This window comes from Paenibacillus sp. FSL R10-2782 (assembly GCF_038592985.1).
Taxonomy (GTDB): domain Bacteria; phylum Bacillota; class Bacilli; order Paenibacillales; family Paenibacillaceae; genus Paenibacillus; species Paenibacillus terrae_C.
Genome location: NZ_CP151951.1, coordinates 2508575 through 2535228, shown reverse-complemented (window position 1 = coordinate 2535228; position 26654 = coordinate 2508575). Strand labels below are relative to the sequence as shown.

The window sequence follows — 26654 nt, the reverse complement described above, 5'->3', positions numbered from 1 at the left end:
GTAATCGTCGCACGCTCTGCCTGTACCTTTGCATATTCCACCTCGAACGACACCGTGTCCTCAATCCATTGCATCGGCTCACTGTCCACCAGTTCAAAGCGGGTACGCAAGGTCGCATGGCGAGCGATTAGTTGACGGAATACGTCTTCTACTCGTTTCACGTCCAGCGGACCACTCACTTGCAGCACGGACGGCATGTTGTAGTTCACATCATTCGGGTCGAACTGATGCAGCACATACAGTCGTTTTTGCGCCGAGGATAACGGATAGAAATCACGAGCTCCCGTCACCGGAATGGAAGCATACGCCACTTGATCCAGACTTTCCAGAACCGCTGCCAGTTGTTCAATCGTTGGTGCTTCAAAAATACTGCGCAGTGGAAGCGGCTTGTTCAGCTCCTTGTGAATCCTCGATGCCAGGGTTGTCGCACGCAGCGAGTGTCCGCCAATCTCGAAGAAGTTTTCCTTCACGCCGACCTGCGCCAAGCCCAGCACATCCTGCCAAATTTGCGCCAGCTTCACTTCCACCCACGTCCGCGGTGCGACATAGTCGGCTCCGCTTTGCAGGCTGTCTTCCGGTGCTGGCAATGCCTTGCGGTCGATTTTGCCGTTCGGACTCAGCGGCATCTGCTCCAGTTGTACAAAGTACGATGGCACCATATAGCTTGGCAGCTCTCGGCCCAGCTCACTTCTTAGCTCGCTGGCTCCGATTTCCTGCCCGGCAACGTAGTACGCCACCATTTGTTTTTGGCCTGTTTCATCCGCACGGGCCATGACGACGGCTTCTCGTACCGACTCCACCTTCAACAGCTGCGATTCGACCTCGCCCAGCTCGATCCGGTACCCCCGGATTTTCACCTGATGGTCAATCCGGCCCAAGTACTCGATGTTGCCGTCCGGCATCCATCTCGCCAAATCACCCGTGCGGTACATCCGTTCATAGCCTGCTTCGCCATCCGCAAACGGATCGGCAACGAATTTCTCTGCCGTCAGTTCTGGACGGTTCAGATAGCCTCGCGCTACGCCTACACCGCCGATGCACAGCTCCCCTGCAACCCCAATCGGCTGCAATTGTTCCGTGCCTTCCTTCACAATGTACAGACGGATGTTCTGAATCGGTTTTCCGATCGGAATAACCCCATATTCCTCCGTCGGCTCGCAATCAAAGTACGATACGTCCACCGTCGCTTCGGTTGGGCCGTACAGGTTGATCAGCTTCGCTCCAACGATACCTGACACGAGTCGTTGGAAACGTGCCACATGCTGCGGCGGCAACGCTTCTCCACTGGCAAATACGTGTCTTAACGTTCCCAGCTTCTCTTGCATCACTTCCTGCGGCTGCTGCTCCACATACTCCAGGAACGCATGCAGCATCGCAGGCACAAAGTGCATCGTGCTTACGCCATCGCGGGCAATCGTGTCTACGATGTCCTCCGGATTCTTTTCCCCGCCAACCGACAGCAGACTCACCTTCGAGCCAACCATCGACCACCAGAACAGCTCCCACACCGATACGTCGAATGTGAAGGCGGTCTTTTGCAGGATCGTATCCTCCGCACTCAATCCATACCGATCATGCATCCACAAAATCCGGTTCAGCACGGAATGGTGCTCGACCATAACGCCCTTCGGTTTCCCTGTAGAACCAGAGGTATAAATTACGTAGGCTACATGACGCGGCCCGGCCAGCGGCTCCAGATTCGAGCCATCTGCGTGGTACATTTCTTCGCTGTCCAGCACCAGCACCTTGCCGTCGAAGCTCAGCGACGCTTGCTCTTCCAAACGCGATTGCGTCAGTACCAGCTTCGCTCCCGAGTCCTCCAGCATAAAGCGGATCCGCTCCGCCGGATATTCTGGATCAATCGGCACGTAGGCTCCGCCTGCCTTGAGGATCGCATAGATGCCCACGATCATTTCCAGCGAGCGCTGTACCAGAATGCCCACTGGCTGATCCGGTTCCACGCCTTCTGCACGCAGCGTCCGCGCCAGACGATTCGCCCGCTCGTTCAGCTCGCGGTAGGTCAGCGTCTCTGCTCCAAACAGCACCGCCACCTGATCCGGTGTTCGTGCCGCCTGTTCCTCGAACAGCGCACTTAACGTCTGATCCTGCGGATAAGCTGCCGCCGTATCGCCCCAAACCTGAACAATCTGCGCTTGCTCTTCCGGTGTTACCAATTCCAGCTCATTCACATGGATATGCGGATTGTTCACGATTTGCTCAAGCACATGCAATACATGTCCTTGCATACGCTCCACGGTAGTCCGATCATACACATTGGCGTTATAGCGGAACATGATTTGGAACACCTCATCCGGCATCACAATCAAGTCCAGATCATAATTCGTTTGCTCGACGACCTCTACATTCGTAATTTCAAAAGCGGACGGACGAACTTCGCCAAGCTGCTCGACCTGCTGCTCTACCGGGTAATTCTCAAACACCATAATGTGGTTAATCAGATTTTGCTTCTGCTCCGTCAGCGCCTGAATCTCATACAGCGGGAAGCTGTCGTATGCTCCCGAGGCCAGTGCCTGCTCCTGCGTTCTCCGCATAATCTCCACAAAAGTGGCATTCCGTTCACTTTGAACCCGAACCGGGATCGTATTAATGAACAAACCGATCATATTCTCTACGCCGACAATATCCGTCGGACGTCCAGATACGACACTACCGAAAATAACATCCTCATTGTTGTTATATTTCTGCAAAATCAGGCCCCACACGCTTTGCATCAGCGTATTAATCGTCACCTGCTGCTGCTTCGCTACCCGATGCATGGCTTCGCTCAACGTGCTATCCAGCTCCACCGTTATTTTTTCAGAAATATATTCGCTGTTTTCACTAGCTGTAGTGGATAGAGTATTCTCCCTGCTGTCCACGGCTTGCTCTTTTAATGAAGCATCCGAGCCTGGCAACAAAGTCTGCTGTTCAAAGCCTGCCAAATAGCTGCTCCAATACTCTTTTGCCGCACGTTCATCCTGACGCTCCAGCCATTCGATATATTGGCCATATGGAGTGATATTAGCAAGCTCCGGCTGCTTCTGCTCCACTAGCGCAAAGTACGTACCGAACACTTCGCCTGTCACCAGCGACAAGCACCAGCCGTCCATGACAATGTGATGGAAGCTCCATACCAAGTGATATGTTTCTTCATCAGTCTGCAATACCTGTACGCGCATGAGCGCATCCGTACCAAGTTTAAAGCCCCGAGCCTGATCCTCCAGCTTGAACGCCTGAATATATGCCTGTTGCTCCGTTTCCTGCATTCCTCGTAAATCCTTGAAGGAAAGGTCGCTATCTTTGTGACGGAACACGATCTGCAACGGCTCCTGATTCTGTCCTGTCTCAAACATATGGAAATTCGTCCGCAGTGCTTCATGACGCTGTATTAGCAAATCCAGACTCTTCCGGAAAATAGCTACATCAAAGCTGCCTTTTTGGTCAAACGACGCTTGCTGGAAGTATGCGCCTGACTCCGGCTCCATTAAGCTATGGAAAAGCATCCCCTTCTGCATAGGCGAGAGAGCATACACGTTTTCCAGCTCACCCACAGCAGCCATGTGCTCCGTCAATTGTTCCAGCTGCTCCAACGTCAAGCCCTTGAACAATACATCGCTTGGTGTTAGCTCACTCTGCTCTTTGGAGGCACAATGAACGATCACTTCCTGCAAGCTCTCCTGCAGCAATTGTGCAAATTTTTCCACGTTTTGTTGATGATATACCTTGCTGTCATAGCGAATTTCCAACGTCAGCACGCCTGCTGTAATCATCCCGTTCACATTCAGTGGATGCTCCAGAGCGGTGTTGTCACTCATCGGCTCTCCACCTGCATGTGAAGACAGCGCGATGTCACCATTTTCCAAATCCTGATCAAATTGTCCCAAATAGTTAAAGCTGATTTCAGGCTGCAAGCTTAAGGAAGGATTGGCATCACCCCGAGACATATATTTCAAAATACCGTAGCCAATGCCCTTATGCGGCACATGACGCAGATCTTCCTTCACCCGTTTGATTCGCTGACCGACTTCTGCCTTGCCGTCAACATCGAGCAGCACCGGATATTGGCTTGTAAACCAGCCCACTGTACGTGTGATGTCGATATCTGGAACAATGGCTTCCCGGCCATGTCCCTCCAGGTTGACCAGCACGCGCTCCTGACCGCTCCAGTTGTATAACGCCGTACCGAGTGCGGTTAACAGCAAGTCATTGACCTCTGTGTTGTACGCACGGTGTGCTTCCTGAAGCAGCAGTCGTGTTTCCTGCTCGCTCCAAGCCACAGTCACAATCTCACTGTCTCTGATCAGAGAATGCTGTCCTTCCGCGCTCTCTTGATCCTTAGGCAACGATGCGGTTTCCATTTGGGCGAGATGCTGCCAATATTCGCGTTCGTTTTCGATGGCTGGACTATTCGCATATTGAGACAATCGCTCTGCCCAAGCGGAGAACGAATCCGTTTTATATGGCAGACGAATCGCTTCTCCCCGAACCGCCTGCTCATATCCGGTGGCAAAATCCTCGAATATGATCCGCCATGAAATGCCGTCTACGACCAAATGATGAACCGCGATCAACAAATGATCTCCGTCCGTGCAACGGAAAAGTCCCAGCTTGACCAGTGGTCCCTCGTCCAGACGAATGGAACTTTGAATAGCATTCGCTTTCTCTTCAATGGCTCTCACCACGTCCGCAGCGTCTTCGACGCCCGTCAAATCAACAACGTCCAGACTATATAGCTTGCCTTCGTTCAAGCCACGATTCCACACTTCATAGCCCTGTTCGGTCTGACGGAAGATCATACGTAACGCATCATGATGCTCGGTCACCTTGGTCACCGTTTGATGCAATGCGGCTTCATCGAAGCCTTGCTCTCTATACAGCATCACCGACTGGTTGAAATAATGCGGCTCTGCTAAGAATTGTCCAAAGAACCATTGCTGAATTGGGGTCAGCTTGACCGCGCCCGAAACCGCCCGCTGATCGGCTGTACGGCTGACCTTGTGGACATGACCACTCAGCAGCGATACGGAAGGATATTGGAACAAATCCTTCATTTCCAGCTTGTATCCCGCTTGCAGCAAGCGGGAGGATACCTGGATCGCTTTGATCGAATCTCCACCCAGATCAAAGAAATTATCCAAAATCCCGACTCTCTTGGCCCCTAATACAGCCTGCCAAATGGAAACTAAAGTCTGCTCCAGCGCTGTACGCGGCTCTACATAATCCGCACCGCTTTGCTGGCTACCTTCTGGTGCCGGCAGTGCCTTGCGGTCGATCTTACCGTTCGGTGTCAGTGGCATCTGCTCCAACTGGATGAAATACGAAGGCACCATGTAATTTGGAAGCTCCTCGCCCAGTAAGCTGCGCAGCTCTCCTGCGTTCACGTCCCGTTCGGCAACATAGTACGCCACCAGTTGATTTTGCCCCTGCTCGTCTGCCTGGGCCAGTACGATGACCTCTTGCACATCTTCCACTTTCAGCATTTGGGCCTCAACCTCGCCCAGCTCGATCCGGTAGCCCCGGATTTTGACCTGATGGTCGATCCGGCCTAAATATTCGATATTGCCATCCGGCATCCATCTCGCCAAATCACCTGTACGGTACATCCGTTCATAGCCCGCTTCGCCAGCCGCAAATGGATTCGGTACAAATTTCTCAGCCGTCAGCTCTGGACGATCCAGATAACCACGGGCCAGACCCGGACCAGACACGCACAACTCACCCGCTACGCCTACCGGAGCCAAATGTCCATGCACATCCACCATGTATACCCGATGATTCGGCACAGGACGTCCGATCGAAATCAGTTGGCCTGCTCTCTCATCCTCGGATACCGGCCAAATCGACGTCGCTACCGAGTTTTCCGTTGGACCGTAACCGTTGTAGTACGCCACCTGATCCTTCCACTTGTATACCAGCTCTGTCGATGACGCTGAACCGGCAGTGAACAGAATACGAAGGTTTGGCATCCGTTCCGGCTCCAGATACACCGCATAGGTCGGTGGTAAGGCTGCCACGGTAATTTGATGATCCCCCATATATTGCTCGAATCTCTCATAGTTCAAAATCGTCTCTGACGTTGGCACGTACAACGTGGCTCCGCAGAACAGCGCCTGGAAGATTTCCCAGCAAGCTGCATCAAACGAATAGCTGGCGAACAATAACGCATGATCCGACGTACTGATCCGTAGTGCTTGATCAAAATACGCTTTCAGATTGCACAGCCCGTGATGCTCCAGCATAACGCCCTTCGGTTGACCCGTCGTACCCGACGTATAAATCACATACGCCAGATCGTTTGGACCGGACAACGGCTCCAGATTGGAACCATCCTCGTGATACACCGTTGGATCTCCATCTAGCACCAGCACGCTGCCGTCAAAGGCTACTTTGTCCACCAGATGGCTTTGCGTCAACAAGAGCTTCGCACCCGAGTCGTCCAGCATGTAGCGGATACGCTCCTCTGGATACGTCGGATCAATTGGCACATATGCGCCCCCGGCTTTCAAAATCCCGAAGATGCCCACAATCATGTCTACCGAACGCTCAGTCATCAGACCCACTAGACGATCCTTCGTCACGCCTTGACTGCGCAAGGTACGAGCCAGACGATTTGCACGTTCATTCAGCTCGCGATAGGTCAACTGCTCTCCTTCGAAGAACAACGCTGCCTGCTCCGGTGTCTGCGCTGCTTGTGTCTCGAACAAGCCATGGATCGTCTGCTCGCTTGGATACTCGGCGGCTGTATCTCCCCATACGCCCAGAATTTGCTCTCGCTCCTGCTCACTTAACATATCCAGCTCATGTACCCGAATGTCCGGCTTCGCTGTCACTTGCTCCAGCAGTTGCACCAGATGACCTCGAATTTGTTCTACACTTTCACGTTCAAATGCCCGTGCATTATAACCAAAGCTCATGTGAATCGTGTTCCCCGGCAGCACCACCAGGTTAAAGTCATAGTTGGTCTGCTCGACAGACTCAACGCCTGTGATACTGAAGCTGGACCCATCACCGTTACCTAATTGCTCAATTTGTTCCTCTACCGGATAGTTCTCAAAAATAAGAATATGATTAATCAAATCCTGCTTAAGCTCCGACAACCCCTGAATTTCATACAACGGGTACGTATCATAGGCATGGGAAGCAATCGATTGCTCCTGGGTTTGCTTCATCACGTCTGAGAATAAGCTATCCCCATGACTGCTGATGCGTACAGGAATCGTATTGATAAACAAACCAATGATGTGCTCCACATTTGGAATTTCTGCCGGACGTCCAGATACCACGCTGCCAAACACCACATCATCTGTGCCATTATATTTTTGCAGCAGAATGCCCCAAACGGTCTGCATCAACGTATTGATGGTTACCTGATAACGATTGGCGATTCGCTGAATGCTTGCCGTTAGATCTGCGCCCAAGTCAAAATCCAGACGCTCCGCCTGATATCCCGTTTTACCCTGGATTTTAGCCTGTGGCAAGCGGGACTGTTCCTCATATCCTTCCAGAACCTTGCTCCAGTAACCTGATGCGGCCTGACGATCCTGCTGCTCCAGCCATTCGATATATTGACTGTACGGCGTTATAGGTGCCAGTTCAGGCTGCTTATGGGCCAGTATCGCAAAATAGCTCGCAAATACTTCGTTGGTCACCAGCGACAGGCACCAGCCGTCCATCACGATATGATGGAAACTCCATACAAAACGGTACGAATCCTCACCTGTCCGCAAAATAGCGACACGCATCAAAGCATCTTGCGCCAGATCAAAGCCCCTCTGCTTGTCTTTGCGCGTACATTCGAGGATGTACTCGTTTTGCTTCTCTTCCTCCACATCGCGCAGATCCTCTACATATAGTTCACTGCGCTTGTTGCGGTACACGACCTGAAGCGGTTCATCCTTCCAGCCACTGTAGAAGTTCGTGCGCAGTGCCGTATGCCGCTGCACCAATACATCCAGGCTTGCCGCAAAAGCAGCGATATTAAAATGTCCTTGCAGATCAAAGGATGCCTGTTCAAAATAAGCTCCCGATTGCGAATCCATAAGATTGTAGAAGAGCATACCCTTCTGCATCGGCGTCAGTGCGTATACATTTTCCAGCTCACCTGTACGTGAAGCCTGTTCCGCAATTTGTTCCAGCTCTCCAGTCGTCAGACCTTTGAAGGACACATCACTCGGAGTCAGTTCCGGCTGTTCTTGAACGACGCAATGCGTAATCACCTCTTGTAAAGCCGATTGCAGCAGTCCTGCAACACGCTCCAGCGTTTCTTTGCGATACTGCTTACGGCTGTAAGCGATCGTCAATCGCAGCATGCCTTCCGAGATCATCGCGTTCAAATCCAACGTGTACAGTAACGGTGAATGTGTATCATCTGTCTCACCTGCATCGTGGGACGACAACGTGATTCCGCTGTTTTCCAGATCTTGATCGACCTGACCCAAATAGTTAAAGCTGATTTCCGGTTCTGCTGCAAATACACGTGCTTTATCCGATGCGGACGCATGGGACAAGTAGCGCCACGTTCCATACGTCAGCCCTTTATGCGGAATCCGGCGCAGGCCTTCCTTCGTGTCTTTAATCCGCTCTGCCAGCGTCAGATTGGCACCCGTGTCTAGCAGCACTGGATACAAGCTCGTAAACCAGCCTATCGTACGTGTAATATTCACCTCTGGCAGGATCGCTTCCCGGCCATGTCCCTCCAGATTCACCAGCACATGTCCTGCGCCTGTCCAGTTATGCATCGCCAATCCTAACGCGGTCAGCAGCAAATCATTGACCTCAGTGTTGTAGGCGCGATGTGCCTGCTTCAACAACTGTTGGGTTTCAGCTTCGGTCCACTCCACCGTCAGCACTTCGCTGTCTGCATTCAAGGAGCCCTCATAGGCAAAATCCTTAGGCAGCGGCGCAGCATCAGCCTTGGCCTGCTCCAGCTGTTGCCAGTAAACTTCATCCGATGCAGCCTCAGGACGGTTGGCGTAAGACGACAACTCCCGTGCCCATGTTTGGAAGGAATCCGTTTTATATGGCAAACGTACAGACTCACCCTTCAGCGCTTGCTCGTAGCCTGTAGAGAAATCTTCAAACAGAATCCGCCACGACACCCCGTCCATCACCAAATGGTGAATGGCTATGAGCAAATGATCGCCCTCTGCTGTGCGGAACAATCCCAGTTGTACGAGAGGTCCTTCGGACAGATAAATACTGCTTTGAATTTCATTTGCCTTCGCTTCCAGCGCTTCCGCAAAGGTTGCCTGTTCACGATAATCCACCGTTTCCAGCGTATACAATGCGCCTTCATCTACACCGCGTGTCCAAGCCGTGTAACCGGATGAAGCCTGACGGAAAACCGTACGCAACGCATCATGGTGCTTCACGATATGATCCATTGCCCGGCGAACCGCCGTCTCATCAAAGCCCTCGGCGCTATAGAGCATAACCGCCTGGTTAAAGTGCTGCGGACGCTCGCGCTCCTGTGCAAAGAACCAGTGCTGGATCGGAAGCAAAGCGGTTTCCCCGCTCACTTCTCCCTGATCTGCAATACGGCTCACCTCTTGCATATGCGGTGCCAGTGTTGCGACTGTTGGGTACTGGAACAAATACTTCATGTCCAGCTTGTAGCCTGCCTGGAACGCACGGGATGCGATTTGAATTGCCTTGATTGAATCGCCGCCCAGATCAAAGAAATTGTCCAAAATACCGACGGTTTGCACGCCCAGGACGGACTGCCAGACTCCCACGAGTGCCCGTTCCGGTGCGGTGCGCGGCTCTTCATAATCCGCCCCGCTTTGCAGGCTGCCTTCCGGTGCTGGCAGTGCCTTGCGGTCGATTTTGCCGTTCGGACTCAGCGGCATCTGCTCCAGTTGTACAAAGTACGATGGCACCATATAGCTTGGCAGCTCTCGGCCCAGCTCACTTCTCAGCTCGCTGGCTCCGATTTCCTGCCCGGCAACGTAGTACGCCACCATTTGTTTTTGGCCTGTTTCATCCGCACGGGCCATGACTACAGCTTCTCGTACCGACTCCACCTTCAACAACTGCGATTCGACCTCGCCCAGCTCGATCCGGTACCCCCGGATTTTCACCTGATGGTCAATCCGGCCCAAGTACTCGATGTTGCCGTCCGGCATCCATCTCGCCAAATCACCCGTGCGGTACATCCGTTCATAGCCTGCTTCGCCATCCGCAAACGGATCGGCAACGAATTTCTCTGCCGTCAGCTCTGGACGGTTCAGATAGCCTCGCGCTACGCCTACACCGCCGATGCACAGCTCCCCTGCAACCCCAATCGGCTGCAATTGCTCCGTACCTTCCTTCACAATGTACAGACGGATGTTCTGAATCGGTTTTCCGATCGGAATAACCCCATATTCCTCCGTCGGCTCGCAATCAAAGTACGATACGTCCACCGTCGCTTCGGTTGGGCCATACAGGTTGATCAGCTTCGCTCCAGCGATACCTGACACGAGTCGTTGGAAACGTGCCACATGCTGCGGCGGCAACGCTTCTCCACTGGCAAATACGTGTCTTAACGTTCCCAGCTTCTCTTGCATCACTTCCTGCGGCTGCTGCTCTACATACTCCAGGAACGCATGCAGCATCGCAGGCACAAAGTGCATCGTGCTTACGCCATCGCGGGCAATCGTTTCGACGATGTCCTCTGGATTCTTTTCCCCGCCAACCGACAGCAGGCTCACCTTCGAGCCGACCATCGACCACCAGAACAACTCCCACACCGATACGTCGAATGTGAAGGCGGTCTTTTGCAGGATCGTATCCTCCGCACTCAATCCGTACCGATCATGCATCCACAAAATCCGGTTCAGCACGGAATGGTGCTCAACCATAACGCCCTTCGGTTTTCCAGTCGAGCCGGAGGTATAGATCACGTAGGCTACATGACGCGGACCAGCCAGCGGCTCCAGATTCGAGCCGTCTTCGTGGTACATTTCTTCGCAGTCCAGCACCAGCACCTTGCCGTCGAAGCTCAGGGTCGCTTGCTCTTCCAAATGTGATTGCGTCAGCACCAGCTTCGCTCCTGAATCCTCCAGCATAAAGCGAATCCGCTCCGCCGGATATTCTGGATCAATCGGCACGTAGGCTCCGCCTGCCTTGAGGATCGCATAGATGCCCACGATCATTTCCAGCGAGCGCTGTACCAGAATGCCCACTGGCTGATCCGGTTCCACGCCTTCTGCACGCAGCGTCCGCGCCAGACGATTCGCCCGCTCGTTCAGCTCGCGGTAGGTCAGCGTCTCTGCTCCAAACAGCACCGCCACCTGATCCGGTGTTCGTGCCGCCTGGCCCTCGAACAGCGCACTTAACGTCTGATCCTGCGGATAAGCTGCCGCCGTAGCTCCCCAAACCTGAACAATCTGCGCTTGTTCTTCCGGTGTTGCCAATTCCAGTTTATCCACACGGGTATGCGGATTATCTACAATTTGCCCGATGACATGGTCGATATGGCCTTGGATACGCTCCATAGCAGACCGGTTATACACAAGGGCATTGTATTCAAGCAGGATGGAGATATCCTCGTCAGGCACAACAATCAGGTTAAAATCGTAGTTGGTTTGCTCTGCGAGTGCCACATTGGCAATAGAGAAGCCAGTCTGTGTACCTGCCTCGCCGGAACCGCCCGCCTGCTTCATTTGCTGCCCGATCGGATAGTTTTCAAAGATCATAATATGATTAATCAGGTCTTGCTTTTGTTCAGTCAGCGCCTGAATGTCATACAACGGGAAGGTGTCATATGCACCGGAGGCCAAAGCCTGCTCCTGTGTCCGTTGCAATACTTCAGCAAACGTAGCATTCTGCTCACTGCTAATACGAACCGGAATCGTATTGATGAACAGACCGATCATGTCCTCCACACCCGGAATATCTGCCGGACGTCCAGATACCACACTACCAAACACGACATCCTGATTATTATTGTATTTTTGTAAAATAACGCCCCAAACGCTTTGCAGCAATGTATTAATCGTTACCTGCTGCTGCTTGGCAATGTGGTTTAACGCCGTGCTTCGTTCTTTACCTAGTACAAATGACAGCTTTTCCGAAACATATCCGGAATTTGAAGCATTACTGCTTCCTTCTTTATCTTCAATCCGTGCCATTACGGAGGCCTGTGCGTTCTCGCCAGGCAGCAAGGTCTGCTGCTCGAAGCCGGCCAAATAGTCGCTCCAATAGCGGGTCGCTTCCTGTGCATCCTGCCGTTCCAGCCATTCAATATACTCGCTATACGGCTTGACAGGTGCGAGCTCTGGCTGCTGGTGCTCCAGCAGGGCAAAATATGCACCAAACACTTCGTCCGTAACCAGTGACAGACACCAGCCGTCCATTACCATATGATGGAAGCTCCATACAAAACGGTATGAGCTATCCCCTGTACGGAAGACGGTTACGCGCATAAGCGCATCCTTGCCTAAATCAAAGTTTTGCTCTTTATCCCGGGCCACAAATTCAGCTACAGCGTCTTCACGACCTCTGACATCCTCATAACGGAAACCCGGATTTTTATAGCGATAGACGACCTGTAATGGTTGACCATGCCAGCCGCTGTAGAAATTTGTCCGGAATATAGCATGTCGGCTAACCAGCAGCTTTAGGCTTGCCTCGAACACGGTCGGCTCAAAATGGCCCTCTAGATCAAAGGTCGCCTGTTCAAAATACACTCCTGATTCCGGGTTCATCAGACTATGGAACAGCATACCCTTCTGCATCGGCGTTAACGGATACACATTCTCCAATTCCCCAACCGTCTGTGTCTGCTCAACAATCGTGTCTAATTGCTCCAGCGTCAGACCCTTTAACAGTACATCGCTTGGAGTCAATTCTGACCGCTCCCGTATGACACAATGCTCGATAATTTCAAGCAAGTTTGCCTTTAACAGACCAGCCAGCATTTGGATGGTGTCCTTGCGGAAGGCCCTGCCGTTATACCGAATATCCAGCTCCAGTATGCCGTTCGTGACGATCCCGCCCACATCGAGCGCGTATTTCATCTTCGTCCGGTCACTAACAGCTAATCCAATCGGGTAAGGAGACATCCGAATATCGCTGTTTTGCAAATCCTGATCAAACTGTCCGAGATAGTTAAAGCTCACTTGCGGCTCGGCATAGCCTCCATCTGTTTGACCCATATGCAAAGCGTCTTCTTTATGACCATTTGCCTGGCCTGCTTCACTCAGATGTCTCCAAATACCATAGCCAATTCCTTTATTCGGAATCTGACGCAGGCTCTCCTTGACCTGTTTGATGCGTCCCGACAAATCATGATCACGACCGATGTCCAGCAATACCGGATATTGACTCGTAAACCAGCCTACAGTACGTGAGATGTCCGTATCCGGCAAAATGTCCTCACGTCCGTGTCCCTCCAAATTGATCAGGCTACGTTCATGACCCGTCCATGTGTACAGCGTCATGCCCAATGCAGCCAGAAGCAGATCGTTCACTTCCGTGTTATATGCGCGGTGCGCCTGCTTCAATATCCGTTCTGTCTCTTCTTCCGTAAGCTTGATGACCACTGTATCCGTGTCGGCCAAGGTAAATTCGCCATCCTGCGCTTGATCCTCAGGCAACCGTACTTGATCCACCAAAGCAGATGCGTTCAGTTGCTCCCAGTAGGCGCGTTCACTTTCCATTACCGCGCTATTCGCATACGTGGACAGTCGCCCAGACCAGAAACGGAAGGAATCCGTTTTGTCAGGTAATTGGAGCGCTTCTCCATTTACTGCCTGTTCATAGGCTGTAGCCAAATCCTCAAACAAAATGCGCCACGATACCCCGTCCACCACCAAATGGTGAATCGCCATCAGCAAATGATCTCCGTCTGCACAGTGGAACAAACCTGCTCTAAACAGCGGCCCTTCATGCAGATGAATACTGCTTTGAATTTCACTGGCTTTCGCCTCAATCGCTGCGCTGAGCACGGCTTCATCCGTCAAATCCCTAAAGTCCAGCACGTCCAGGTGGTACAGCTCACCTTCCTGCAATCCGCGACTCCATGCTTCATAGCCTTGCCCTGTCTTACTGAACACCATCCGTAGAGCATCATGATGCTCCGCCAGCTTGGTGAGCGCCTGGCGCAGAGCGGATTCGTCAAAGCCCTGCTTCCGGTGCAGCATGACCGCCTGGTTAAAGTGATGCGCGTCCACTTGCTCCTGCTGCGCAAACCAGTATTGAATCGGCGTCAGCACCACTTCCCCTGTGACTTCGCCTTGCTCTGCTGTTCTCTTGCCCGCTAAACGCAGATGCGGAGCCAACTCCTTCACGCTTGGATATTTGAACAAGTCCTTCATGTTGAGCTTATAGCCTGCCTGGAACGCACGGGATACGATTTGAATCGCCTTGATCGAATCGCCGCCCAGATCAAAGAAATTGTCCAAAATACCGACGGTTTGCACGCCCAGTACTGACTGCCAGACGGCTACAAGTGTCCGTTCCGGCGCGGTGCGCGGCTCTGCATAATCCGCTCCGCTTTGCAGGCTGCCTTCCGGTGCCGGCAGTGCCTTGCGATCGATTTTACCGTTCGGTGTCAGTGGCATCTGCTCCAACTGAATGAAGTATGAAGGCACCATATAACTTGGCAGCTCCCGCCCCAGTTCACTTCTCAGCTCGCTGGCTCCGAGTCCTTGCTCCGCAATATAGTATGCCACCAGTTGGTATTGGCCTGTTTCGTCCGCACGAGCCATGACTATGGCTTCTCGTACCGACTCCACCTTCAGCAATTGCGATTCGACCTCGCCCAGCTCAATCCGGTACCCCCGGATTTTCACCTGATGGTCAATCCGGCCCAAGTATTCGATGTTGCCGTCCGGCATCCATCTCGCCAAATCGCCCGTGCGGTACATCCGCTCATAGCCTGCTTTCCCGCCTTCAAACGGATTACTCACAAATTTCTCAGCCGTCAGTTCTTCACGATTCCAATAGCCACGCGCCAAGCCTTCTCCTGCAATGCATAACTCGCCCGGCACACCGATTGGCTGCAATCCATCATTCGCATTCAGGATATACATTTCCGTATTCGCAATAGGACGTCCAATATTAATTTGATTGGCATGAGTCAGTTCCTGTACTGTCGACCACACCGTCGTTTCTGTAGGACCGTACATGTTATAGATGCGGAGACCGTTTATTTCTTGCAGTGCTGCCAGCAGCTTGGACGGAAGTGCTTCACCCCCGACCATAATTTCCTTCACGCTTTGCAGCGCACGGGAGCCTGCTTCATGACCCAGCAGCATTTGCACCCGGGATGGTGTCATTTGCAACATATCAACATGATGATGAACGATCAACTCACCCAGCGCCTGAGGATCAACCTGATGCTGGCTGTCACCAAGCACCACCGTCATTCCACCCAACAGTGGCAGGATGGTTTCCAATACGAAAATATCGAATGAAATTGTTGTGAGTGACAAAATGGTTTTGCCCGCTTCAAAGTCGATTATTTCGCGCATCCCTGTAATAAAGTTGAGTACCGAGCCATGCTGGAGCATAACTCCTTTCGGATTTCCAGTCGATCCAGAGGTATAAATGACGTAAGCCAAATGCTCTGGGCGGGTAATCGTCTCCAGATTGCCGCTCTCTCCCTGATACAATTCTGTATCCTCAAGGAAGATTGTATTGGCGTTGCAATGGTGCTCTTCCACCAGATCACGACTGCTCAGAAGCACTGTGGCCTTACTGTCTTCCAGCATGTATTCAATACGAGATGACGGAAATTCGGGATCAATCGGCACATAAGCACCGCCTGCTTTTAGAACAGCAAGGAGACCTGCGATCATTTCCACTGAGCGCTCCACCATCAGGCCGACCAGTTTGTCGGGTCCTACTCCCTGCGCTTGAAGCATTCGTGCCAAGGAGTTGGCCCGTTCATTCAGCTCCCGATAAGTCAGACTCTGATTTTCAAACACCAATGCCACTTGATCCGGCGTACGCTCCACCTGCTCCTCAAACAGCTGATGGATCGTCTGATTGCGCGGATATACCGCAGCGGTGTCATTAAACGCTTCTGTAATCTGTTGTTTTTCCACCGCTGTGACCAATTCCAGCTCTTCAACGCGAACGTTCGGATGGAGTGAAATTTGCTCCAGCAGACGGACAAAATGTCCATGCAGGCGCTCAATGCCTATTGGGTCAAAGCAGAGCGCGTTATACATAAAACGAATCTTTATACCTTCTCCCGGCATAACGGCTACGTTCAGATCGTAGTTGGTTTCCTCTGTAGTCACTACGTTCGAAATCGTAAATTTATCGTGACCACCGCTTCCCAACTGCTCTATCTGCTGCTCTACCGGATAATTTTCAAATATCATAATATGGTTGATCAAATCCTGCTTCTGTCCGGTCAGCGCCTGAATCTCATACAACGGGAATGCGTCGTAGCTATTAGAGGCCAGCGCCTGCCGCTGTGTTCGTTTCATCAGTTCGACAAAGGACTCACCCTTTTCAGACAGAATGCGCACTGGAATCGTATTTATGAACAACCCAATCATGCGCTCCACACCCATAATATCGGCTGGACGACCGGATACAACACTACCGAATACAACATCCGAACTGTTGTTATATTTTTGCAACAGCACGCCCCATACCGTCTGAATCAATGTGTTGATCGTCACCTGATTTTGCTTCGCCACCCGTTCGATCTGAGCGACCAGTTCCGGCTGGAATTCGCATTCCAGTTCTCCGCCGACATATTCCCCGGCTTGTGCGGATTTAGGCTGTGTTTTTTGCTGCGGAAGCATAATTTGCTGCTCATAGTCTGCCAGATACCCGCTCCAGTATTGCAGCGCCGCTTCACGATCCTGACGCTCCAGCCATTCAATAAAACGACTAAATGGCGTGACCTGCTCAAGCACCGGCTCCTGACCCGCACGAAGTGCCTGATAGCTGCCAAATACCTCCTGTATCATAAAGGACAAGCACCAGCCATCCATCAAAATGTGATGGAAGCTCCAAACAAAATGGTACGTTTCATCCCCCGTTTGCAAAATGGAAATACGATTGAGTGCATCCTCTGCCAGACGGAATCCTTTGGCTTTATCTGCAAGTACAAAAGCCTCAACCCGAGCTTCACGTTCCTCTTTTTCCAGTCCGCGCAAGTCTTCGTAGTACAATGCTCCGCTGCGGTTGTGGAAGACAACCTGTACAGGCTCATCCTTCCATGAATGGATAAAGTTCGTCCGTAGGGCCTCATGACGTTGTACAAGCAGATCCAGACTTTTGCCGAAAGTGACCACATCAAAACGTCCGTTCAGCTCAAAGGTGGCCTGCTCAAAATAAGCCGCCGAATCCTCATCCATCATGCTGAAGAAGAGCATCCCCTTTTGCATTGGCGTTAAGGCATACACATTTTCCAGCTCGCCCATATCTCGCGTATCTTCCACCAATTGCTCCAGCTCGTCCAGCGTTACGTTATTTAGCAGGACATCGCTTGGTGTCAATACCGTTCTTTCCTGGGCGACGCAATGGCTGATCACCTCACGCAAGCCCGAAGCCAGCAGCTCTCCAAGCCGGGCAATCGTCTCATGACGGAACTGCGTTGTGCCGTAGCGAATAGTAAACATCAACTCGCCGTCCTCGATCACTCCATTGATATCCAGCGCAAAATCCATAGCCGCGTTTGTGCTGACAGGCACACCCATAGAATAGGAGGAGGGCTCCAGATCGTTGCCTTTATAATCCTGATCAAACTGGCCCAGATAGTTAAAGTTGATCTCTGGGGTCAACTGGAGCTGTACTCCTGCTTGCGCGAAAGCCTCCGTATTTGACAGGTATCGTAAAATACCATAGCCAATGCCTTTTTGCGGAATATGGTGCAGCCCTTCCTTCACCCGTTTGATCAAACGGGCGATATTTCCGCCTTGCCCCAGGCTTCCATCCAGTACAACCGGGAATTGGCTCGTAAACCAGCCCACCGTGCGCGTAATATCCACATCCGATAAAATGGCCTCGCGTCCATGACCCTCCAGGTTGACCAGCACGCGTTCAGAACCGGACCATTCATATACGGCTTTGCCGAGTGCAGCCAGCAACAGATCATTCATTTCCGTGCTATACGCGCGGTGAGCCTGCTTGAGCAACAAATCGGTTTCCTGCTTCGTCCAGCGGACGGTGACAACCTCACTGTCTCCAAGCAAGGCATGATCGTTGTCATAATCCTTTGGCAACGGCTTTGCCAGACTTGCTTCTGCTTGTTCAATATGCTGCCAGTAAGCAAGCTCCCGCTCCATCGTCGCACTGTTCGCATAGACTGACTGTTGCTCGGCCCATGTCTGGAACGAATCTGTTTTAAGCGGTAATCGAATAGCTTTGCCCGTTTTACCTGCAACAGCCTGCTCATAAGCGGCTGCCAAATCCTCCAGCAAAATGCGCCACGATACACCGTCCACGACCAAATGGTGAATGGCGATTAATAAATGATCGCCCTGAGCGCATTGGAACAAACCAAGCTTCACAAGCGGTCCCTCGCTCAAATGAATGCCGGCTTGAATTTCATTTGCCTTGGCTTCCACAGCTGTGGATTCGTCTTCAACTCGACTGAAATCTACAATGTCCAGTGTATATAGCTCGCCTTCCTCCACACTGCGGTTCCAGGCTACGTAACCTTGCTCCGTCTTGCGGAATACAGTACGCAATGCGTCATGATGTTGGACTATGCGTTCCATCGTATGGTGCAGCGCATCTACATCAAAGCGCCCGGCTCGATACAGCATCATCGCCTGGTTGTTGTGATGCAGGTCAACCGGCTGCTGCTCAAAGAACCACCGTTGAATTGGTGTCAGCTCCACCTTGCCTACTGCCTCTTCCTGACTGGCGATTTTGCCATCTGTGCGAAGCAAAGGACTAAGGGACCCTACCGTTGGATTGCTGAACAGGTCCTTCATGTCCAGTCGATAGCCTGCTTGCAGCAATCGGGATGATACCTGCAGCGCCTTGATCGAATCGCCGCCCAGCTCGAAGAAGTTATCCTGTGTGCCTACCGCTTCCACGCCGAGCACCCCGGCCCATACCGAAGCCAGCACCTGCTCTACCGTTGTACGCGGTGCCACATAGGCTGCACCTGTATGGATGCTGCCTTCCGGCTCCGGCAACGCCTTGCGGTCGATTTTGCCGTTGCTCGTCAGCGGGATCGTCTCCAGTCGCATCAAGCGTGCTGGCACCATGTGCGCTGGCAGCCCTGCTTCCAGCTCAGCCTGTACCTCCTCGATCCGCAGCTCCGCTTCTCCCGTGATATAGCCGCACAAATACTTGTGCCCACGCTCATCTGTCCGGTCGATCACGACCGCTTGACGCACGCCCGGCACCCGCTGGATCACGGTTTCGATCTCGCCCAGCTCGATCCGGTAGCCCCGGATTTTGACTTGGTAGTCCATCCGGCCGATGAAGTCCACATTCCCGTCCGGCATCCACCGCGCCAAATCACCCGTCCGATACAGCCGTTCACCCGGCACGTACGGATTCGCCACGAATTTCTCGGCCGTCAGGTCCGGACGGTTCAGGTATCCCCGTGCCACCCCGGCGCCGCCAATGCACAGCTCACCCAGTACGCCGACAGGCACCGGATTCAGTTGGCTGTCTACGATATAAAAGCGGGCGTTCAGCCACGCCTGACCAATCGGTACACTGCCGCTGCTTGGCAGCTTCGACAGCTCTTCGTCGTAGAAGCTGGAGTCAATCGCCGCTTCCGTTACGCCGTAGCTGTTAAGGATGCGAATATCCGCACCAAATCGTTCTTGCAGCACCCGGTAATCTGTCACGCTACAGCTATCCGAGCTGGTGATCAGCAGCTCCAGACTGCTCATGTCCAGTCCGTGTTCATGCACATGCTGCATGAATGGTACGATCAAGGCCGGTGTCGATTCGAACACCGTAACCTGATAGTCACGAATCCAGCTATACAGACGGCTTGGATCAATCCGGTCATCTTTCGGGCAGATGACCATCGTTCCGCCGTTATAGAGCGCCCGTGCGATATCCCCGACGAATACGTCGAAGGAGAAGCTCGCCAGTTGCAACAAGCGTACCGGGAACTGGTTCAGACGGTAATCCCGGCGATATGCCGCAGCTGTATTCACCAAGCTGCGATGCTCGATCATGACGCCCTTCGGACGTCCCGTTGTACCGGAGGTGTAGATCACATACGCCAGATCCTGCGGCTCGTTGATGTGTTCGACATCTGTGGTATCCCCGGTGTACAGCGACTCATCGTCCAGCGCCAGTACAGTCTGCAGGCGCAGTCCTGTTGCTGGTTCGGATATAGCTTGGCTTTCCTCCAGCCATACTTGTGCACGCTCCTGCAAGCCTGTTTGGGTCAGTAGCACCGTCGCGCCACTGTCCTCCAGCATGAAACGAATACGCTCCGACGGATAGTCTGCATCCAGCGGCACATATGCGCCTCCAGCCTTCCACACCGCCAGTACGCCCACCAGCATGTCCACCGATCGTTCGCTCAAGATGCCGACAATCGACTCGCGTCCAATGCCTTCATTTCGCAATCTACGAGCCAATTGGTTCGCACGCTCGTTGAGTTTGTGGTACGTAAGTTGTTGCTCCTCGTACACAACCGCCACGTGATCCGGTACAAGCTGCGCCTGTTCTTCCACATAGGCGTGGAACAACCACTCGACTTCCTTCGCATCACTCCAAGCAGACACGCCAACTGAACCAAAACCGTCGATGATCTTCGCTTTTTCCTCAGCAGTCACCAGTTCAAGCTCATCTACCAGCGCATCCGGTCTGTTAATCGCTTCCTCTACGATATGCAGCAAATGCTCGCGGATTTGCTCAATAGCTGCGCGTTCAAACACCAGCGCGTTGTATTCAAAATGAACACCGATTTCATCACCCGGCACAACTGTAATATTGAAATCATAGTTCGTTTGCTCCGACACGGAAGCATTCGCAATGGCAAAGCCGTTCGTGTTACGGTTGCCCATTTGCTCCATGCTCTGTTCCACCGGATAGTTTTCAAACACCATAATATGGTTTACCAAATCCTGCTTCTGCTCTGTCAGGGCCTGAATTTCATACAACGGATAGGTTTCATAGGCACGGGAAGCAAGCGCCTGCTCCTGTGTCTGCTTCATCAGCCCAGCGAACGTAACATCTTCCCCGCTGTGAATCCGTACAGGAACCGTATTAATGAACAAACCGATCATTTTATCGATGCCCGGAATATCCGCTGATCTACCGGATACAACACTGCCAAATACGACATCCCGACTATTGTTATATCGTTGCAGCACAACTCCCCATGCCGCTTGCAGCAGCGTATTGACCGTCACCTGCTGCTGCTTGACCAGCTTGTTCATCCGTTCCGTCACTTCACGGCTCAGCGTAAACGAAAGCTTGTCAGCTTCATATCCCTTGGTATGACCGTCCAACTGCTTCGCTTGCGGCAACACCGTCTGCTGTTCAAAGCCGGCAAAATAGTCACTCCAGAACCGTTCTGCTTCCGCGTTGTCCTGCCTTTCCAGCCATTCGATATATTCGCTATATGGCGTTACCGGGGCAAGCTCCGGCTTCTGATCTTCGAGCAATGCAAAATACGTATTGAAGGCTTCCCCGACAACCAGGAACAAGCACCAGCCGTCCATCAAAATATGGTGGAAGCTCCACACAAAACGGTACGATTCCTCGCCCGTACGTAATATAGATACTCGCATCAGCTCGCCTGCGCTAAAGTTAAACCCTTCCGCTTTGTCTCGCTCAGTAAAATCAGCAATGTACGCATCCAATTCTACTTGCTCCATCGAACGCACGTCTTCAAAACGGAAGCCCGCAGCTTTATGACGATACACCACCTGTAAAGGCTGCTCATTCCAGCCGCTATAAAAATTCGTTCTGAAGATTTGATGGCGATTCACCAGCAGATTCAGGCTTTCGGCAAAAGCGTCCACTTGAAAGCTGCCCTGCAAATCAAATGTTGCCTGCTCAAAATACGCCCCCGATTGCGGCTCCATCAAGCCGTGGAACAAGATCCCCTTTTGCATCGGCGTTAGCGAATAAATATTTTCCAGCTCTCCCGCAGTTGCGGTTTGCTCTACAATGTGCTCCAGTTCTCCAGCCGTTAGTCCCTGGAAGGACAGATCGCTTGGTGTCAACTCCGGCAGCTCTTTGTCTACACAATGAGCTAATACCTGGCGCAAGCTTTCCTGAAGCAAATCAGCTAGTCTTTTGATTGATTTTTTCATGAACGTTTTGCTGCTGTAGCTGATCGTCAGTTCCAGCACACCGTCTGTGACCATGCCGTTGATATCAAGGGCATACCGCTTGGTCAATGTGTCACTAATGGAAGCCCCGAGGGAATAAGGAGACATACGGAATGCATTATTTTTCAAATCCTGATCGAATTGTCCGAGATAGTTAAAGCTAATTTCCGGCTCGACGACAAAAGCTGCTTCCCCTTCTTCAGCAGCAGAAAGATATCTCAAAATCCCGTATCCAATTCCTTTATGCGGCAAACGGCGCAGCCCTTCCTTGACATCCTTGACACGCCGTCCCACATTCCGATCCTTGCCCATATCCAGCACAACTGGGAATTGGCTGGTAAACCAACCGACCGTACGTGTAATATCCACGTCTGGCAAAATAGCCTCCCGACCGTGCCCCTCCAGATTCACAAGCACCTGGCTGATGCCTGCCCACTCGTGAACCGCAGTTCCCAGAGCCGTCAGCAATAGATCGTTCGCTTCCGTATTATAAGCACGGTGTGCCTGCTTCAAAAATTGTTCTGTTTCTTCAACTGTCCACGCTACCGTAAGTGTGCGGTCATCGCGGAGACAAGGCTTGGCCTCGGATTTGCGAGTGTAGTCCTTGGGCAGAGCTGCTTGAGTAGCCCCGGCTTGCTCCAGCTCTTGCCAGTACGCACGTTCCTTCAGCAATGCTGTGCTGTTCGCATAAGCTGACAGCTGACCAGCCCACAGGCGGAAGGAATCCGTCTTATTCGGCAAACGGACAGACTCGCCCTGTAAGGCCTGCTCATATCCAGTTGCCAAATCCTCCAGCAAAATACGCCAAGACACGCCATCCACCACAAAATGGTGGATCGCCACCAGCAAATGATCTCCATCAGAGCAACGGAACAGACCCAGCTTCACCAGAGGACCTTCATCCAGACAGATGCTGCTTTGAATTTCGTTGGCTTTGGCTTCCAGCACGTGAGCAAAATCAGGCTCGTTCGTAAAATCTACGACTTCGAGACTGTAAAGCTCACCTGCTTGTACACCGCGGTTCCATGCTTCATACCCGCCGTCTGCATTCTGTCGGAAGACGATACGCAAAGCATCATGATGCTCAACAATACGTTGCAACGCCTGACGAAGCGCCGTTTCGTCCATACGATCCTCACGGTGCAGCATCAACGCCTGATTATAGTGCTCTGGCTTGGACGGCTGCTGCTCAATAAACCAATGCTGAATCGGCGTCAACGCCACGGCTCCACTAACTTCTCCCTGATCGGAAACGCGGCTCACCTGCTGCACCCGTCCATTCAGCTCAGCAATCGTCGGATATTGGAACAGTTCTCTCATTTCCAGTTTATAGCCGTTTTGCAGCAGTCTCGAAGACACCTGAATGGCCTTGATCGAGTCGCCTCCCAGATGGAAAAAGTTATCCAGTACACCGATATGCTCAATGCCTAGTACAGATTGCCATACCGATACCAGCGTCCGCTCCACATCCGTTCGTGCGGCTACATAATCCTCGCCGGAATCCACACTTCCCTCCGGCTGTGGCAACGCCCGCCGATCCACCTTGCCGTTAGGCGTCAGTGGCAATTGCTCCAGCTGTACAAAATACGACGGCACCATGTAGCCCGGCAGCTCCTGGCTCAAAGCGCTGCGCAGCTCGCTTGCCGCTACCTCCGTATCAGTCACCATATAAGCGCAGAGCTGCTTTTGCCCCTGCTCATCCTCTCGTGCAATTACGACCGCTTCTCGCACCGCCTCCAGCTTCAACAGCTGTGCTTCCACCTCGCCCAGCTCGATCCGATACCCACGGATTTTCACTTGGGCGTCGATCCGTCCCTTGTATTCCAGCGTCCCGTCCGCATTCCAGCGCACCAGGTCGCCTGTGCGATAGCACCGTTCTCCGCTGCGGAACGGACTGTCGATGAACTTTTCTGCCGTCAGGTCCGGGCGGTTCCGGTATCCACGTGCCACCCCGTCACCGCCGACGATCAGCTCTCCCCATGCTCCGACAGGCTGGAGCTGCATCGAACGATCCACGACATACGCCGTTGAGTTGTGGATCGGGCTGCCAATCGGCACCGATTCGGCTTGCACGCCAGTAATCGCATGTGTTGTGGAAAAGGTTGTGTTTTCCGTCGGACCGTAGCCATTGATGATCCGAAGAGTCGGATGGGCCTCCAGCACCCGGTTAATATGCGGGACGGACAGCACATCACCGCCAACCAGCAGCTCCCGGATCCCCTCGAACAGTTCCAGGTCCTGCTGGGACAGCTGGTTAAAGAGTGGCGCTGTCAGCCACATCGTCGTAATGCCATGACTGCGAACAGCTTCCTTGAGCTTCGGCGCATCCAAAATGACATCCTGACTCACCAGCACCAGCTGTCCACCGTTCAATAGCGCACCCCAAATTTCGAAGGTGGACGCGTCGAAGACAACAGCCCCGGTCTGCAAAATGCGGGTATCCGCATCCAGTTGCGAATAGTTTGTATTTTTCACCAGACGGACGACGTTACGGTGCTCTACCATAACCCCTTTCGGCTGGCCTGTTGTCCCTGAGGTGTACATCAAATAGGCGAGTCGATCCCCGAATGTACCCGTTTTTGAAATCTCATTTTTCGGATTTGTATAATGGGTATAATCCGCATGATAAGCCTCGTTTTGCTCCAAATGTACGGTATTTAAGCCTTGGTCAGCCACTGCCCCGTATACAGTAGCATCGCTCAGATCCAGCACAATTCCGCTGTAGTCATCCGGCTGCTGCTCCGCATGCTGCACCAGCAGCAGCTTCGCTCCTGAATCCTCCAGCAGGTAGCGTACACGCTCTGCCGGATAATCCGGGTCAATCGGCACATATGCGCCGCCAGCCTTGAGGATTGCCAGCATGCCGACGATCATATCTGTGGAACGCTCAGCGACGATGCCTACCGTTCGTTCCACAGTAACACCGTAACCGCGCAGCGTGTGAGCCAGTCTGTTGGCCTGTTCATTCAGTTGCCCATAGGTTAGACGACGGTTTCCAAACACAACCGCAGTCTGATCCGGCACACGCTCTGCCTGTTGCTCGAACAGTTCATGAATTCCTGCATCATGTGGATATGGCACTGCTGTAGCATTGAATACATCCACAATTTGCGTCCGCTCCTCATCACTAATCAGTGACAACTCCTGTATACGCTTCTGCGGACCTTTCACCATATGCTCAGCCACACTCAAGAATTGTCGAATAATTCGGGCAATCTCCTGTTCGCTGAACAGATCGGTACGATAATCCAGATGGAGTATAAACTTATCGTCATCCAGCATATCTACCATATGAATATCAAAGTCATTCACCGTATCTCCACAGAAATCAGTATCCACCTGCTGAACGGCTTCATCAAAGCGGGAGAAGCTCAGTGTACGATACTGAATTGAAACGCCAAAGAGACGCTGAATATCCAGACTGCTTTGCTGTTCACGCAAATCCTGAATAATTTTGTTGTACGGGTAACGCTGATGTCGCAAAATGGACGACTGCTCCTTGCCCACACCTTGCAGGAAGGTCAGCAGCTCGGATTCCGGCTCAACCAGCAGGCGCGTAGCCACGGTGCTGACGAACATGCCAATCGTATCCTTCTCCTTCTTCGACGTACGGTTAGCGTACAGCGTGCCTACGGTTAAATCCTGTTCTCCCGTCACTTTATGCAAATAAATATACAGGGCGGCCAGGAAGAACGTAAAAATACTGATTTTATGCTCCTCACAAAAAACCTTGACACCACGATACAGTTCAGTCTCCAGTGTATAGCTCTCCCGGCGTGCAGCTGTGCTCAGCGTTAACGGATTGTATGATTTTAAACCTGTCGTCTCTGGCAAATCGGCAAACTTTTCTGTCCAATATGTCTTGTCCTTCTGGTAACGGTCAGATTGCTCATAGCCTTGCTCCACCTGAATGAAATCCAGATATGGATTCGCTTTGGTCGGTGTAGCCTGACCTGTACCATGGACAATATCCATGTAATGCGTCGTAATTTCATTAATGGCCTGATTCATGGATACACCATCTGAAATAATATGGTGCATTGTGAAATTGTACCAGGTTTCTTCTGCTCCCAACCGCAAAATAACCAATTGGTAGAGCTGGGAATCCAACAATGAAAAGGGCTTGGAATTAAGACGGTTTACTAGTTGCTCGGCTTCCTCCGGGGTAACCTGGAGCGTTTCTATGCTTTGTGCAGCAAATGGCTCTACATATTGATACGGAATACCATCCTGAGCAGTGATTTTAATGCGAAAAGAATCGTTTTGTGCAATCACCTGATTCATTGCCTGCTGCAATGCATCTATGTGAACAGTTCCCTTGATTTTAACCGTTGTAATAAGCGTGGACGTGTTGCGATTGGGATATAAAAGCTCCGTGTACCAAATACGTTGCTGTGGCTGGCTTAATGCAAACAATTGAATATCGTGCTGAGTCAT

Annotated in this window: 1 protein-coding gene (cut by a window edge); it reads right to left on the bottom strand. The window is 52.2% G+C overall.

Annotated elements, in window-relative coordinates; all coding sequences use genetic code 11:
- Positions 1-26654: the 5' portion of a non-ribosomal peptide synthase/polyketide synthase gene (locus NST83_RS11615; protein WP_342417691.1), read on the bottom strand. Its footprint begins 15430 nt before the window's first position; the window shows 26654 of its 42084 coding nt (coding positions 1-26654); its start codon is at positions 26652-26654; the stop codon falls past the left edge of the window.